16 protein-coding genes are annotated in these 16110 nt (G+C 43.9%); 7 read left to right on the top strand and 9 right to left on the bottom strand.

What is annotated here, in order from left to right; all coding sequences use genetic code 11:
* Positions 1–165 precede the first annotated feature (165 nt).
* Together SULKU_RS05230 and SULKU_RS05225 are read left to right on the top strand one after the other, a co-directional pair.
* A complete protein-coding gene (locus SULKU_RS05230; protein ID WP_013459896.1) occupies positions 166–1665 on the top strand; it encodes a B12-binding domain-containing radical SAM protein in 1500 nt (499 codons plus the stop codon).
* 96 nt (positions 1666–1761) lie between these two features.
* A complete protein-coding gene (locus tag SULKU_RS05225; protein WP_013459895.1) occupies positions 1762–2313 on the top strand; it encodes a YceI family protein in 552 nt (183 codons plus the stop codon).
* A gap of 109 nt (positions 2314–2422) precedes the next feature.
* On the opposite strand, the gene SULKU_RS05220 is transcribed toward SULKU_RS05225, so the two are convergent.
* The 4 genes from SULKU_RS05220 to SULKU_RS05205 all read right to left on the bottom strand — a co-directional run bounded on the left by SULKU_RS05220 (position 2423) and on the right by SULKU_RS05205 (position 6635).
* Positions 2423–3643 (bottom strand): OprD family outer membrane porin, encoded by a 1221-nt coding sequence (locus tag SULKU_RS05220; protein WP_013459894.1) that lies wholly within the window; start codon positions 3641–3643, stop codon positions 2423–2425.
* 342 nt (positions 3644–3985) lie between these two features.
* The gene (locus SULKU_RS05215; RefSeq protein WP_013459893.1) at positions 3986–4396 is read right to left on the bottom strand and encodes a hypothetical protein; all 411 of its coding nucleotides are present in this window, start codon (positions 4394–4396) and stop codon (positions 3986–3988) included.
* A gap of 13 nt (positions 4397–4409) precedes the next feature.
* Positions 4410–5135, bottom strand: a complete 726-nt coding sequence (locus SULKU_RS05210) for a Rieske (2Fe-2S) protein (RefSeq protein WP_013459892.1) — start codon at positions 5133–5135, stop codon at positions 4410–4412.
* Positions 5136–5222: 87 nt separating this feature from the next.
* Complete coding sequence (locus SULKU_RS05205; protein ID WP_013459891.1) at positions 5223–6635, bottom strand: FAD-dependent oxidoreductase; 1413 nt, start codon at positions 6633–6635, stop codon at positions 5223–5225.
* A gap of 328 nt (positions 6636–6963) precedes the next feature.
* On the opposite strand from SULKU_RS05205, the gene SULKU_RS05200 reads away from it, so the two are divergent.
* On the top strand, positions 6964–7263 hold the full coding sequence (locus tag SULKU_RS05200; RefSeq protein ID WP_013459890.1) for a chorismate mutase: 300 nt from the start codon (positions 6964–6966) through the stop codon (positions 7261–7263).
* 3 nt (positions 7264–7266) lie between these two features.
* Here SULKU_RS05200 and SULKU_RS05195 read toward each other — a convergent pair whose 3' ends face one another.
* Positions 7267–8484, bottom strand: a complete 1218-nt coding sequence (locus tag SULKU_RS05195) for an amidohydrolase family protein (protein WP_013459889.1) — start codon at positions 8482–8484, stop codon at positions 7267–7269.
* An 87-nt stretch (positions 8485–8571) separates the two neighbouring features.
* Here SULKU_RS05195 and SULKU_RS05190 point away from each other — a divergent pair, with 87 nt between their 5' ends.
* The 3 genes from SULKU_RS05190 to SULKU_RS05180 are packed head-to-tail and all read left to right on the top strand — an operon-like array spanning position 8572 to position 10483.
* Positions 8572–8916, top strand: a complete 345-nt coding sequence (locus SULKU_RS05190) for a c-type cytochrome (protein ID WP_041666953.1) — start codon at positions 8572–8574, stop codon at positions 8914–8916.
* On the top strand, positions 8913–9956 hold the full coding sequence (gene lpxB / locus SULKU_RS05185; protein WP_013459887.1) for a lipid-A-disaccharide synthase: 1044 nt from the start codon (positions 8913–8915) through the stop codon (positions 9954–9956). Before SULKU_RS05190 ends, lpxB begins: the two co-directional genes overlap by 4 nt.
* Positions 9956–10483 carry a hypothetical protein gene (locus tag SULKU_RS05180; protein ID WP_013459886.1) on the top strand — a complete coding sequence of 176 codons (528 nt, stop codon included), beginning with the start codon at positions 9956–9958 and terminating at the stop codon, positions 10481–10483. The genes lpxB and SULKU_RS05180 overlap by 1 nt, the downstream gene beginning before the upstream one ends.
* A gap of 7 nt (positions 10484–10490) precedes the next feature.
* Here SULKU_RS05180 and SULKU_RS05175 read toward each other — a convergent pair whose 3' ends face one another.
* From SULKU_RS05175 to dsbD, 4 genes are all read right to left on the bottom strand, one after another.
* Positions 10491–11090 carry a hypothetical protein gene (locus SULKU_RS05175; RefSeq protein ID WP_151174242.1) on the bottom strand — a complete coding sequence of 200 codons (600 nt, stop codon included), beginning with the start codon at positions 11088–11090 and terminating at the stop codon, positions 10491–10493.
* A gap of 251 nt (positions 11091–11341) precedes the next feature.
* Positions 11342–11728 carry a bacteriohemerythrin gene (locus SULKU_RS05170; RefSeq protein ID WP_013459884.1) on the bottom strand — a complete coding sequence of 129 codons (387 nt, stop codon included), beginning with the start codon at positions 11726–11728 and terminating at the stop codon, positions 11342–11344.
* Positions 11729–11856: 128 nt separating this feature from the next.
* The gene (locus SULKU_RS05165) at positions 11857–12240 is read right to left on the bottom strand and encodes a thioredoxin family protein (RefSeq protein ID WP_013459883.1); all 384 of its coding nucleotides are present in this window, start codon (positions 12238–12240) and stop codon (positions 11857–11859) included.
* Positions 12241–12242: 2 nt separating this feature from the next.
* Complete coding sequence (dsbD, locus tag SULKU_RS05160) at positions 12243–14048, bottom strand: protein-disulfide reductase DsbD (RefSeq protein WP_013459882.1); 1806 nt, start codon at positions 14046–14048, stop codon at positions 12243–12245.
* A 140-nt stretch (positions 14049–14188) separates the two neighbouring features.
* Between dsbD and SULKU_RS05155 the strand changes: the two genes are divergently transcribed.
* Positions 14189–16105: a thioredoxin domain-containing protein gene (locus SULKU_RS05155; protein WP_013459881.1), complete on the top strand. Its 1917-nt coding sequence runs from the start codon at positions 14189–14191 to the stop codon at positions 16103–16105.
* Positions 16106–16110: the final 5 nt, after the last annotated feature.

The raw sequence follows: 16110 nt of genomic DNA, 5'->3' as shown, positions 1-16110 counted from the left end.
GAAAATAAAACACATATGGGAAATTCTCAAAACCGTACAATATCCGTCTTACGGCTTTTAGCTTCGAATATACTACGTCCTACAAGCAAAAATCGTACCGTAGAATGTTCCAATAAGCTTCTTAGCGTTACTATACGAATATAGAAATATTTTATCGGATAGCGAATGCACACAATTCTCCTCACGACACTCAATGCCCGCTACGCCCATACCGCGTTAGGTCTGCGCTATCTCTATGCCAACCTGCACGAACTGCAACCAATAGCAAAAATTGTCGAATTTACGATGAATGAACAGATACAGAGTATTGCCGAATCTCTTTTAAGCCATTCTCCCCGCATTATCGGTATCGGTGTTTATATCTGGAATGCCGCACAAACGTCCGAACTGATCCAAACCCTTAAAAAAGTCTCCCCGGATACGATCATCATCCTCGGCGGCCCCGAAGCCGGGTATCTGCCCCACCGCGTCGATTTAAGCAAAGCCGATTATATTATCAGCGGTGAAGGAGAAGTGGCTTTTTATGAATTGTGCAAAAGCATTCTCTCCAATGACGCACCGCAGGAACATTTCATCAAAGCTCCCCTCCCCGATTTAAAATCGATTAACCTCCCTTATAATGCTTATGAGGACGAAGATGTAGAACATCGCTATATCTATGTCGAAGCCTCACGGGGATGTCCGTTCGAATGCGAATTCTGCCTCTCTTCCATTGATGAGAAAGTGCGAAACTTTCCCCTCGATCAGCTCCTCGAAGAGTTTGAAATTCTTTGGCAGCGGGGAGCACGCAGCTTCAAATTTATCGACCGTACTTTTAATCTCAATATGACCTTTGCCAACCGAATCTTGGATTTTTTCCTCTCCAAAGAACCGCCCTATTTTGCCCATTTTGAAGTGATCCCCGATCATTTTCCCGATGTACTCAAAGAAAAAATCGCCCGTTTCCCCGCAGGCTCTTTACAGCTCGAAATCGGCATTCAAACCCTCGATCCCCTCATAGCCAAAGGGATCAACCGACCGCTCAAACTTGATAAAATAATGGACAATATCCGTTTTTTGGAAAATGAGACGCGTGCGCATATGCACCTTGATCTGATCGTAGGACTCCCGGGAGAAAGTATCGAAGGATTCGGACGAAATCTCGATACACTGGTCTCTTTGACCCACAGCGAAATTCAGATCGGCATCCTTAAAAACCTCTCGGGAACCACCCTCTCGCGCCACGATAAAGCGCATGGCATGGTCTACTCCGATATTCCCCCCTATGACATCCTCCAAAACAATCTTCTGAGTTTCGCCCAAATCCAAAAAATGAAACGGTTTGCACGTTTTTGGGATATCTTTTACAACAGCGGAAGCTTTAACAAGAGTATTCCGCTGGTGTGGAGTGACGGGAAAGTTTTCGATGGGTTCTACACCTTTAGCGAATGGATATTTGATCAAACCCTCTCGACATGGAAGATTTCTCTGGAACGGCAGATTGCTTTGCTCCACACCTATCTGTGCCTGCGTCACGATAAAGCGATTGTCGAAGCGGCTTTGAGCGATGATTTGTCGCAGCGGCCCGAAAAAACCATTCCGTTCTTTTTACGGCAATCGACGCAAGAGAAAAAAAACAAAGAGGCTGCTTCCGTTACCCCCAAACGTCAGTCCAAACGCGCTTAGCTTTCTCCTTAAAACTTAAAGCTAATGCCGCTTCATTAATCATTTGGCAATAAGTTTAAGCTATAACTATCAATAATTTATCTCCAAAGGATTTCAATGAAAACGTTTATTTTAGCCGGGTTACTCATCGTAAGCAGTGCTTTTGGGGAGTGTACCTATTACTCTGAAAACGCCAAAGTGACATGGAAAGCGTTCAAGACCTATGAAAAAATCGGGGTCGGCGGAACGTTTAACGATGCCGTATTCTCACCGAAATCATCAAAAACAGTAGAAGAGTTCCTGACAAACAGCCATATAACAATACAAACCGCAACTGTCAATTCAGGCAATGCGGGACGGGATGCCACACTCGTCTCCTCGTTTTTTAAAGTGCAGAACATTGATGTGATTACGGCCAAGATTACATCGGCAAAAGATTCAAAAGCTCAGGTAGAAATAACGATGAACGGTGTTACCAAAACGATTCCGATGAGTTATACGGTTCAAGAGGGGAAAATTGTAGGTAAAGGGGTGATCGATCTTAGTGACTTTACGATGCTAAAATCGCTTCAAGCCATCAATACGACCTGTTTTAATCTCCACGGCGGAAAAACATGGCAGGATGTCGAAATCGGATTTGAAATTCCGGTAGCCAATAACTGCTATTAAGTGTCTCAAAAGGACGTAAAAGAAAGGTGCCCGAGAGTGACGAATTCTCAGGCGGAAAGCTTAACATAAGAAGAAGAGTGAAGAGCCCGAAGGCCCTTTTAAAAAGCTTTTAGAAAGCCAATGTAGCAATAAGGCGGAGAGTATCGTTGTCACGACCTGCATACACTTGTGATGTTCCATCCGTATCATTGTTAACTTGCGTATAAATCGCTGTCAAACCAAGTGCACCGATTTTTCCGCTCGCAGATACATCCCATGCTGAGATGTCATGATTTTGCACTGAAACATCGCTTGCATCACAATAACTTGCAGCTAAACTTACACCCGGAACCATTTTTGTTGATGCACCGATTTTAAATGCCTCTGTACCCGGTCGAGTTACAATTCCATCCATGTAGATTGAACCATCGCCCGTATAAATTTTAGTTTTATCGTTTGTTGAAACGTTAGCAAAACTTGCAGTACCGTCTTCGTCAGCATCTGAATATGCTGCGTAAACATTGAATCCTGCTACATCAGCAGAAGCCTTAACGGCCCAAATGCTAGAATCTTTAGGACCAGAAGCTTTAGGATCCAAATTTGCATATTGAGCGCCGACATCTATCATACCTACCAATTTTGCGTCTGCTTGCAACCAATAGGCATCTGCAACGTCACAAACGTTGTAATACCATGCTTGTGCGGTTGTATTTGGAATAGACTTGTTAATCGCACCGAATGCATAAGCACCGCTTACACCGAAAGTTGTATATGTATTTAGATGAGCTACATAACCTGCACCTGTAGTGTCACCATTATGTTTTCCAACCCAAGCTGCAACCAAAGTTGTATTCGGAAGATCATTATTCAATACAACGGCCGCATCAAATGTATTTTTAATCAAATTCCATTTTTCTGTAAATGCAAGCGGTGTATCAAGTTCCATACGTCCTGCTTTTACCGTTGTTTTGCCCAAAGTGGTTGCCATCCACAATTGTGCCATAGAGGCAGCATCATCCACATCCAGTCTGCTTCCTTGCATAGAACCGATTACTAGGTTGTTTTCTAAACCGAGTGTTGTGAATCCTTGCACTTCAGCACCGGCACTGACACCTTGAGTAAGATCAGCTGTTCCGCCGACAGAAAAAGAAAGACCGCCTGATGCAGCTCCGCCATAGGAAGCTCCGCTTATAGGATTATTAATATTACCTTGCTTGAACAAACCGGTTTCATATAATCCACTTGCTTTTTCAGCGCTTGTCAATTCCCAATCGGCAGTTTGATAGATAAATTTAATTCCACCATTTACTTTTGCATTATCAATAGCAAATGCACTTGTTCCAAGAGCCATTACAGCTACAAACTAAGTTTTCCTAACTTCATTCGTTCTCCCTCTGAAAAAAAATTCACGAATAAGATTTTCTTATTGCGAATCGTGCAAGAATGATAACAGGCATTTCTTTATTTTTTCTTTATTTATATTAATTTTTTTAATATAATTGTAATTTTACAATTTCGATTGATAAAAATGTGATATCTATAAAAATTACGCTGCACATGGAGTTTTAAGAGATTTATAAATTTGAATTTATAATATTATTTAAATTTATTTTTCTAGACTATTTTGTTTTTTATAAAGAAGAAAAAAATTTGAAATCTCCGATTTTTTCGGAGATTCATTAATGAAGCTTTATCACCAATTTCTAATTCGAATATGGCAAGAAGTGCATTGTTTTAGCAGTTGCGAATAATCATCCAACGCCTCATCCATCCGGCCCGCTTCAATAAAAACGATCATGTCGTCTGAATAGAGGCGCAGCATATGTGCTGTTTTTTGGGCAAACTTATAGGCATACACTTGATCCTTCGGGAGAATAAATTTAATCTCTTCACTTTCAAGTGTTTTAAGCGTGGATTGAAGTTTTTTTATCCCGGCTTTCATATCATCCGTTGAACTGTACAAACCTCCCCGCTGGATCTCTTCCATAGCATCCAACATCGTACGCATATCTTTCATCAACATCGTTCGGTGATCTGTTCCTGAACCATTCGGCGCTCCGAATAAAGTCGTTGCCGTCACTAATGCTATTAATATTTTTTTCATAATGACCCTTTTATTAGTATTGAATTACTTCTTTAGAATACTCAGTGAGTTTGACCGTTTTTGCAGAAATAGAAACCAGTTTTTTTGCTTCTGCCGGTCCGCCGTAAAACTCTTTAAGTTCAGGACGGAAACTTTTGAAATAATCTTGAAACTTATCAGAGCCTAAAATACCGACTGCCCATAACGTATCATCTGCCGCATGCTCAAGGACAACTGCATTTAGCGGTTGCGTAGCCGCACCGCCTAATACTTTAGCACCTGCACCGGCATCAAAGGCAGAAAGATGCGATGAGCAGACGATAATGCCGCTTTTTTCGTATGCCATTGTTTTTTTAGCTGTCGGTACATACGTGATAAAGCTGTCATTTGGAGTAGGATGGGTCATTTGATGCGTACAAATGGCAACGTATGCGACAATGGTTCGTTCTTTTCCGACACCGCTTTTCCATACATATTTTTCACCGGATTCAGAGGTTAATTCAACATCTTTGCCAGTCGGTTTCGGAAGATTGATTAACATACAAGGGGTAGAAGCATACGGATAATTAAAAATATACGTAACCTCTTTTTGAAGTGCCGACGCTTTTATCGGTTTTCCTGCCGCATCAACCAGCTGTGCTTTTTCATAGGCACTAAACAACATACCATCAGCCGCGTAAAGATTTCCCCGTATAAGTGACGGGCTGACCGCAATAACCGTTGCACCCGCAACGACTTTTAAAAAATTTCTTCTATCCATGATATTTTCCGTGTGAATTATTTTGAGTAGATTAGTGTAGCAGAATTAGCTTTGTACTCTCCAAAAGAAGAGTACACAAACTCGATCTTAGTTGAAAAGGTCGCGCATAGCCCCTTTGTACCAGTCACGAGTTGCTTTTCCAAGTCCGGTTGAGCGAAATTTATTATTCGCTTCGTCACCTTTTGGAACCGATCCTTTAGATCCGATAACCGGTCCTTGAACCATGAATTCATGGTTAACCATGATTGCTTCTTCAGGATTCCCGTTGACCATTGAGTAACAGACGTTTGCACTTTTGTACGGTAGTGCGGATGCAACGCTGTACGACTTACCGTGAAGTTTGTGGGCGATCTCTTTTGCACACTCTTTTCCTGACCAAATGGCCGATTGTCCGCTCGGAGGAATCGCATGTCCGACAACATCGCCGACCGCAAATACGTTAGCATCGGTAGCGGTTTGGAAAGAGACCGGTTTTTCAGGACTGGTTGCCATTTTAACTTTTTTGAACCCGTCCGGAGTAGTTGCGACTCCTGACATTTCGATAACCGGGCTGGACATATTGTGAGGGATAAAATTGAAAATCCCGTATTTCAATGTCTTAGTCGTTTTTACCCCCTCCGTATCCTCTTTATTGGCAAATACGGTTTGAACATAGGTGATCTCTTTTTTATCAAAATCAACATCTACGATTTTACAGTTATCTTGGTGATCTACGATTCCGGCATAAAGGTCTTTCCATGTCTCTTTGAATGCCGCACCTTTTGCAACTTCAGCCGTTTCATTCAAGATAATAACTTTTCCTTTGAAGCCTTCTGTTTTCATGTAGTTTGCAATCATGCTCGCACGCTCAAACGGAGCCGGAGGGCAACGGTATTTACCTGCAGGTACGGTAATGACCACATCGCCGTCTTCCATATTTTTAACCATACGATCCAGCGCTACGTGTTCACCGCCCGGCATCAATGCAGCAGGTGCTACACGTTTTGCTTTTGCAATTTTCGCATCAGACCATGTCGGGAATTGCCCTTTATAGTTATAGTCGATACCCGGTGCGAGAACGAGAATATCGTAGCCTACGCCGCCTTTAGAGGTATAAACAACTTTTTTCTCACGGTCAATTCCGGTTACAACCGCAGTCAACATCCCATACCCGTTATTTTCGATCGCCTGAGAGTAATCATGCGTCAACGTGCTGAGGCTAACCCCTTTGATTCCGCCCAAGTTACAGTTGGAGAATGGGCATGACATAAAACTATCGTTCTTCTCAATAATAGCAACATCAAAACTTGGATCGATTTTTTTCAACTCTTTTGCAACTGTCAAGCCGCCGAAACCGCCCCCGATAATTACAACTTGATGCTTACCGAGCATTTTACTTGAAGTGCCTTGTGATGATCCCTTTGGTAGTGGGTCAAAAGCAGTCGTACTGCATCCTGTTACTGCAGCCGCTGCTACACTAAGCCCGGCAAATTTAAATAAGTCCCGTCTTGAAATATTCATTTTGAGTTCTCCCTCGTCTTTTGTATGATATAAGATTTTTGTATCGAGCAGTAGTGTATCCGTGCAAACCTTAATGCTTTTTAAATATTAATAATACTTATCTTATAGAAATTATCACTACATGTTAAATCTCAAATTTTTATCACTGTTTTTGGTTGATAATCCCCATTTTTTGGTGCATTTATCACTTTTTTGGCACAATTTTATTTTTATAATCACAACAAAATCATCTTTTTTGGTGATAAAAATGTGATTAGCAAAACGATGAGGCCTTAATGTACAAAATGCTATGATAGTAGGAAATAATTTGAAGTGGGAGGATAAGGGGATGCAAATTAACAATTGCCAAAGCTTAGAAGAGGTACGTCACCATATTGACGGATTGGATGATCAGATCGTTGAGCTGATTGCCGCTCGTAACGCGTACGTCAAACAGGCTGCCAATTTCAAACATTCCGTCGAAGAGATCAAAGCGAATGAGAGAATGGAAGCGATAATGGATCGGGTAAGAAATAAAGCAATGGAGTTCGGTGTCTCTCCTAATCTTCTCACAAAACTTTACGGAATCATGATCGATGCGATGGTCGAATCGGAAATCTCTGAGTTCAGAAATGCCAAGTCACTTTAATATTTAGAATTTTGTCACTTCGCCTCGGCAAATCGCCATGATCACTTTTCCTTGCAGCGTTTCGTTTTTATAAAGACTGTGATGGTGAGGAACTTCCGTCGTCTGCGAAGGGTCAAAGAGGATGCAGTCGAACGGCAATCCTACCGTAATCTCTCCTGAACTCAGCCCGATATGTCTTGCCGGAGCATAAGAAGCGACCTGTACCAATTTCGGCATATCTATCACATCCGTTTTAATCAAATAGGTATAAAGCAGCGGCAGATATTCGGCAATAGAGGTCGTCCCGACATTCGTATCGTAAAAGGTGATATCTTTATGAACATCGGAGTTGGGCTGATGGAGCGCGGTTAGGGAGTGGATATCTCCTCTCACAAGTGCGTCGATCAGTAAAAGACGTTTGGTTTCACTTACCAACGGAGGGTTGATTTTTGCATCGGTATCAAATCCTGCACATGCCGAATCGTTTTTAAACAGATGATGGATTGCCGCTTCGCATTCCACCTCTATTCCCGCCTTGCGCGCATCGGCGATCAATTCGATCGATCGAGGCTCCGTAATGCTCTTGAAAACGATTTTAATTCCGAAATGGCGCGCTATTTCAATCATGGAAGCGACATGAACGACCTCTGAAATCGGAGAAATCCCCGGCAGACCGAGCTGAGCGGCTATTGCACCGTCCGCCATAACACCGCTGTCAATAAGACTTTTCTCTTCCGCTTTGTAAAACAGCGTCTTATCGGCCATTTTGAGATACTGAGCGATTCGGGTGATCAGGTTGTAATCGTTCAGTGTCGAGGTATGAACGCACAGGGAGCCTTTTTTAAGCATGATCGCAATGTTGCTCAGTGCACCCGAATCGTTCAACGCACTGACAGCTGTTTCAATCGTCGCACCGTTGCTCAATTTTCGATGCTGCTGAATAAATTCCAGCGTTATCTCATTATCGATGCGCGGTGCGCAGTCACTTGCCAAAAGAGCTGTGGTAACTCCGCCGCTGAGGGCACGCGAAGAGAGCTTTTCGAGATTAGTACCATTGAGCTGAGAATCTTTGAGGCGTACATCGGTATCGACCAACCCCGGGATCAAATAGCACCCCTGCGCTTGGATAACATCATCCCCGCTCAGATTGTCTCCGATCCGTGTCACAACCCCATTTTCTATCTGAATGTCGCTACAACGTTCTCCGTGGATATCACAGATAATTGCACCTCTAATGATCATCTCAACGCTCCCATTACTCTTTTGCAGGTATAATTACGGTATTTTAGTCCAAAAAATGTTAAAGGTACCTCTAAAGTGCTCAGATTTATGATGTTTTTAATGCCGATACTCCTCTTTGGTGCAGTAGATACGTATAAAATGGGTAAAAATCTCTATTTTGAAAAAGGGTGCAGCGGATGTCACGGTATTTCGGCAGGCGGAACCAATCAATACCCCCCTCTGGCCTATCGGCGCAAACCGTTTTTAACCTCCAAACTAAAAGATTACCGTGCTAAAAAAAGTACTACCCAGCAATCTCAGATAATGATCCCTTTTGCCATGGGGCTAAGCGATAAAGAGATTGATGCCTTGAGCACTTTTTTGAGTGACTACCATGAGAACAAAAGCAATTACAAGCCTGATTCAAGTACACGGGGAGACGGAGGATCATGAAATTACTCGTCAGTGCGTTAGAGCACTCTGCAAACATTCATCTCAAATATCTTGTCAAAGAACTCGGAAACGAGGTAGATTTATCAGGGATCTTCGATTCATCACTCGGGAAAAGTATCGTCGATCTGCGTTCAACCTCAATCATGGGATTTGTCGATGCGCTCAAAAAGCTTCCCTTCTTTTTTGATCTCAAAGATCGGATGGTGGAATTAGCTCAGGATGCCGACAAAGTGCTCCTTATCGACTCTTCAGGCTTTAATCTTCCTCTCGCACGTGCGATCCGCAAACGCTATCCCGATAAAGAGATTATCTACTATATCCTGCCGCAGGCATGGGCATGGAAGAAAAAACGAATCCCGGTACTCGAAAAAACGATTACGAAACTCTGTTCCATCTTGCCGTTTGAACCCTCCTATTATTCGCCGGATGCACCTATCGAATATGTCGGGCATCCTCTCCTCGATGAGATTACGGTACACAAGAGCGATATTGCCTACAGCGGAAAAATCACCTTTATGCCCGGGAGCCGTCCGGGGGAAATTAAACGGCTGATGCCGATTTTCAGAGAACTTTGCCCTATGCTGGACACGCATGCGCTCATCGTCATTCCTCCCCATTTTAATAACAAACAAATCGAAGAGCTTTACGGAGATATCTCCATGTTCAAAATTACCCATGAAGCGCATAAAAGTTTGGCTGAGTCGGATTTCGCCTTTATCTGCAGCGGTACGGCAACGCTCGAAGCATGCCTTATCGGAACACCGTTTGTACTGACCTATATTGCCAAAACACTGGATTACACCATCGCCAAAACATTGGTTAAACTCAAATATGTGGGGCTTGGAAATATTTTGTTCTCCCATGCTTACGGAAAAGCGCTCCATCCCGAGCTCCTTCAAAAGGAAGTCACGGCACAAAATCTGTATAATGCGTATCAACAAATGGATAAAACCGCTTTTATCAACGATGCCGCGCGCTTGCGTGAGCTCTTAAAACACGGAAGTGCCCTCCGTGTCAGCCAGATTATCAAGGAATTATAATGTTTAGAATTTGTTCATGGATGAAAAACAAAAGCCGTGCCTTTACCGATGAGAAGATTATCCCTTATGTCTTTACCCTGAGTGACGGTCCAATGCTCTTTCGCGATCTGCTCAGAACCAATAAAATGTATCAAGAGGGGCTGAAACTGGAAGGGAAAATACCGGGATTTCGCCTTAGCATCGGAAGAAGCTACCTCGTCTTCATCGCCCTTTGGCATCTGTTTATTTTGCCCGTATCGGTCGTATTCCACCCGTTTCTGGCTAAAATCGACTGCCATTTGCTCATCATAATGGCAATCTTGTTTACGGGGATGTTTTTTGCAACCTACGCTATTTTTAAAGAGTATCTGATCGACACGGTCGCCTTGAAAATCATCAAAAACGGATGGGAAAATCACTTTCCCCATTTTGATTACGACCTGCACGCCAAAGAGGTAGCAAAAATATACTCCGAAGCGCTGGAAAAAGAGATACCGCATAAAAATATGCAGCTCTATATTTTGGATAAACTGGTCGAAAACAAATAGTCTTCAGTTAATAAACATAGATAAAATCAAAAGATGCCTTATTATCGGGCTCATCACGCTCTAAACTTTTCGTAACGCTGAGCGATGTTTTGATTTTTTTATTCAGTTTATGTTTATGGGCAAATTTAATTTTTTTATAGGCTCTTTGTGCCGGATTCGTATCCTGAATCAACATATAAGAAGCATTGATCGCCGTATCACTCCCGTCGGCATACGTTAACCCTGTAGTATAGCTGTAGGGGTTGCGATATTCCACATTTTCCGACGACGGGACCTGTAACAAAGAGTAGCTCCCCTCGGCAAACACATTATAAAAATCGTTGAGCGGATAAAGTGCTTTAAGCAGACTCGTATATTTTAGCGGATCGGTTTGATCATTGGCTGACTTAACAGGAATATAAACGTTTTCCGTAGCGCTTAAAGCCAGCGAATCCCATAGTTTCTTGTGATATCGCACCGATATATTCGTATTGCCTATTGATGGGGTATTGTCAAATCTTCCTTTGACGTAGGAGCCTTGCAGCTGCGCGAAAAACTGATCGTACGAATACTTGGCACCCATTGAGACGGTTTCAGTAGAATTATTTTTCTTTAAATCGTAATTCATGCTCGTTTGACCGCCGAATAACTGTATTAGGGCCTTGTTATGGGTGAAATGTACGGTTTTTTGATCACTGCATTCTCCACGGTTGTATGCCCATGAGGGAAGCATCTTATTACAGGGAAAGACAGCACTGTTATAATCCGCTCCTGATAATGCAGTTACAAACACAACCCAAACAAAAGCACTCCTTCGCACCAATCGACACCTATTAAACAGCATTTTTCTTTATAGTTTAAAAATGTATCTAAATATAGTTAATAAGAAGATTTGTTGATCACCCGGGCCAAATCGCTGTCCATATTGAGCAGATGGTTGCGAAACCAGTCTCCTAGCCGATCTTTTACATACGCTTTGGCAAACATCAGCTTGCCGCTTGAGGCTTTTTCTCTAAAATAATTCATCTCTTCCAGCGCTTTTTTGTGTTCTTGGATATGTTCGGCTTTATTAGGATAAACAATCTTCTCCATATCCGCCTCTTCTTCGGAAAAATGCCCCTGCGTATGCAGTATCACTGCATCAAAAGCCTCCAAGAACTCGCCATCGCCGGCTTTTTTCAAAACTTCGAAAAGAGTATAGAACTCTTCATGTCTTTGATCGATTGAATCTATCCCGACTTTCAGGTTATCCGGTAACGGTGACATAGAGAGCCTTTTTTAGTACGGTATTCAATTATTGTTCTACTCGCTGAAAAGCTGGGGATAAGAGGTTTGCAAACGCCCGCGGCAAAGAGAGCGGGCGGAGAAAAGAGCGCGTATAAATCAGACAGAAATTATTTTTTATATTTACCCAAGACACCCATAAAGGTAGGAACATTCGCTCCGCCGTCATAACGTCCGAGTTTCTTTCCCGAAGCATCGAGAAAATGGAACGTCGGCGTTCCGATGTATCCCAAGCCCTCCGGCACAAAGTCGTTATGAACATCGATATGGACGGGGACATACGATTTTTCGACTTCAGATACCACCATTTTCTCTTCGAAAACGATGTCGCTCATATATTCACACGCCGGACACCCCTCTTTCGATAGCATTACCATCACTTTTTTCTTCTCTTTTTTCGCCTGCGCCAATGCGGCGTCATACGACGGTGCCCATTTGAGTTCCGCCAAAGCACAGCTTGCCAACAATGAAAGCGCTAAAATAATTTTTCTCATGACTATTTTCCTAAAAGTTTAATGAATTCTTGAGGCTCTTTGAACCCTATGATATCGGCATTTTTTTGGCGTACGCCGTTTTCATCGAAAAACAAAATCGCCGGAGGGCCGAAAATACCGTATTTTGAGCTGATAGCTTTGGCAGCATCGTCGTTGGCGGTCAGATTGACCTGCACGAGAACATAGCTATCCATCGCTGTTTTTACATTCTCGTCGCTGAATGTTTTTTCTTCAAGTTCTTTACATGCCGTACACCAGTCGGCGTAAAAATCAACCATTACTTTTTTCCCTTTGTTCTCCGCCAAAATAGCATCGAGTTCTTCGATCGAAGTAATGCGCTCGAACGTGTTGTGCAAAGGTGCACTGACAACCGCTGCACCCTGTGAAGGGAGAAACGGATTCAACGGATGGAGCGGATCTTTAGCACCGGCCATACCGCCCAAAAGCAGCGACATACCGTAAAGCAAAATGATAATCCCCAGCGCTTTCTTATTGGCACGGTGGCAACGGATACAGCGCCCCCGTATCGGTTCCAGTGCACCGATATTGATCGCGATGAATACCGCCAATCCCCCCCACAGCATCATTGAGATATTCTCATCGAGGATACGGCTGATCATCCAAATCGAAATACCGATCAGCATCACGCCGAAAATGGATTTGATATTATCCATCCATACGCCGGGACGAGGCATAAACTTCCCGGCACTCGTTCCGATGGCGATCAACGGAATCCCCATCCCGATACTGAGAGAGAAAAGAGCTACACCTCCGAGCAGCGCATCCCCCGTTTGACCGATATAGATCAATGCTCCGGCCAACGGTGCCGCGACACACGGTCCAACGATAAGAGCCGATAAAAATCCCATAATCGCAATGCCGATAACACCGCTTTGGGATCCGCTGATTTTAGTGATACGAGATTGAATCGCATTGGGGATTTGAAGTTCGAACAGATCGAACATTGACATCGCCAACACGACAAAGATCAGAGAAAAGAGGGTAATTATCCACGGTGTTTGAAATGCCGCCTGCAGATTTGCACCGAACAGTCCTGCCAAAATACCGGCAATCGTATAGGCAACCGCCATCGATAGAACGTAGACGACAGAAAGCCAAAATGCCCGTTTCGTACCCAGTCCTGCACCCTGAGCCATGATAACCGAGGATATAATCGGGATCATCGGGAATACACACGGGGTCAACGCCAGTAAAAGGCCGAATCCAAAGAAACTGAGGATAATAAACCAAAGGCTTCCCCCTTCGATTACCCCTGCGATTTGATCGGTTTCCGATTTTTTCTCAACAGGTGCGGCCGTAGAATTTTTTTCGATAATATCCGCAACCGGAGCCGTCGTTGCAGGAGCGTTGATAACGGAGGGCTGCTGCATCGGAATTTTGTCGGTATTCACGCTGACGCTCAAAACTGTCTCAATCGGCTCATAGCAGAGTCCCGCCGATGAACACCCCTGATAGGAGAGTTTGACTTTTACCTTTTGTTCACCGCCGAGTTCTTTGGTTTTGACCAAAACGATGCGGACTGAGGGAGACGCTTCAAACACTTTTTCACCGTCGAGTTCGATCGGATCGGCCATCGTGATTTTTTGAAAATCGATCCCGTCACTTTTGTCCGCGTCTTCCACTTTCAGCTTATCGGCATATACGTGGATTTGATCCCCCATAACGATCTCTACTCCGAGCGTTTTGTCGTCAATCATCTTGGCAGAGGGTTTAAATGCCTCTTCAGGCTGTAGAAACCCGAATCCCCAAACATTCAAAGAAATAAGTAAAAACAATAGAAAACGCATAAATAAACCTCATTTGAATTTCACCCTTATTTTACCGCATAAAGCTGTTACATTTCTCACAGAGCAACATTGTTAATATTTTTCAGGTTACCTATAGCCTGAAATGCTACACTACTCCAATTTCAAACGGAGCATCTTTTATGTCAAACCGTCTCTCACTTGAAGATTCCCCATACCTTCAACAGCACAAAAACAATCCGCTCGATTGGTATCCGTGGTGTGACAAAGCGTTCGAGAAAGCGCGCACTGAGCACAAAGGGATTTTTATTTCTATCGGTTATAGCAGCTGCCACTGGTGCCATGTAATGGAACATGAGGTATTTGAAAACACCGAAATCGCCGCATTCGTCAATCAGCATTTCGTCTGTATCAAAGTGGATCGCGAAGAGCGCCCCGATATCGACAAACACTACCAAGAACTCCATAACCTTCTCAATCGGCGCAGCGGCGGATGGCCTTTGTCGGTATTCTGCACCCCAGAAAACAAACCCTTTTACGCCGCTACCTATATCCCCCCCTACTCTCGGGACCGGATGATGGGCTTTAGTGAGCTGACCGCCATCATCGCCGAAAAAATAGCCCAAAACGATGAGAAGCTTTTCCAAAACGCCGATGAGATCACAGGCTATCTTCGCCCGAAGAACGAGAGCGTACAGGCGGCCGTATTGAACGATAAAATCATTACTCAATTTACCCTCCAAGCCCAGCACAACTACGATGAAACGAACGGAGGCTTTTCAAAGTCGCCGAAATTCCCCCATGTATCGACGCTTCAAACTCTCATGCATATCGAACGTCTCGGATCGGATGAGAAAGTCAAAAACATCCTCTTTCACACTCTCGACTCTATGTCGCTGGGCGGGATGTACGACCTGATCGACGGCGGTTTTTGCCGCTACAGTACCGATGAGGCGTGGCTGGTTCCCCATTTTGAGAAAATGACCTACGACAACGCACTGCTGTGTCAGCTATACGCCAAAGCCGCTATTCATTATCAAAACGACCGCTATCTCCGCATTGCCCGCGAGTGTGCCGATTTTATGATGGATTTCATGATGGAAGACGATCTCTTTTACAGTGCCAGCGATGCCGACAGTGAAGGAGAGGAGGGAAAATATTTCGTCTATTCGTATGAGGAGATCACCCAAGCGCTCAAAGCGTGCGGCGTAGCCGATATCGATCAAGCCGCCATGATGATCGGGGCATCCGCTGAGGGAAATTTCGAGGCTCATTGCATCATCCGTCTCTCCGACAACGAACGCCCCGAATGGTTTGAAGCGCTAAAATCACAATTACGCGCTCTTCGTCAAACACGCACCTATCCCTTTATCGACAAAAAAGTGATTACGGCATGGAATGCAATGATGATCAAAGCCCTCTTCGTATTGGGCAAAGCGGACTCCCGCTACCAAGCTCAGGCGATACGCTCTTTGGAAAAACTCAAAACAACGATGTTTTTGGATGAGCGGCTCAAGCACTCTGCGCTTATTCATAAAACCCCTAAAATCGATGCCTTTTTGGAAGATTATGCCTATTTATGCAGCGCTTTGATCGAAGGGTACCAGTCGACGCTTGATGAGAGTTATCTCATCGACGCACAGCGTTTTGCCCATAAAGCGTTGGAACTTTTTTACGAAGAGGGTAAATGGTATTTCAGCCGCGGAGCGTTCACCACGGCTGCCGAAATGGATGACGGCACCTATCCGAGCGCACTTGGAATCATGGTCAATGTGCTTCTTGGCCTCGGCATACTGATCGATCCAAAATACACCCGATTCGGCTTTAAAAGCCTCGAATACGTCTCGCTGAATCTGATGAAAACTCCGATTTACTATCCGACACTCGCCGCCGAAGCGATCACCCATCTCAAGGGGCTTCGTGTTATCAAAAGCAGTTCCGAAAACCTTCTCGAAAACGATTTTCACGTCACTTATCCGTTCGTCCTTCTAAAAAACGATGAAACGCTGCAGGAATATACGGTTTGCGGCGAAAATTCCTGCTTTGCGGCGACAAAAAAAGGTGAAGAACTTGATGAATTAATCACTTCAACGTTATAATCAAA

It is taken from the genome of Sulfuricurvum kujiense DSM 16994, assembly GCF_000183725.1.
GTDB classification, from domain to species: domain Bacteria; phylum Campylobacterota; class Campylobacteria; order Campylobacterales; family Sulfurimonadaceae; genus Sulfuricurvum; species Sulfuricurvum kujiense.
This window is presented reverse-complemented; position numbering and strand designations above follow the sequence as displayed.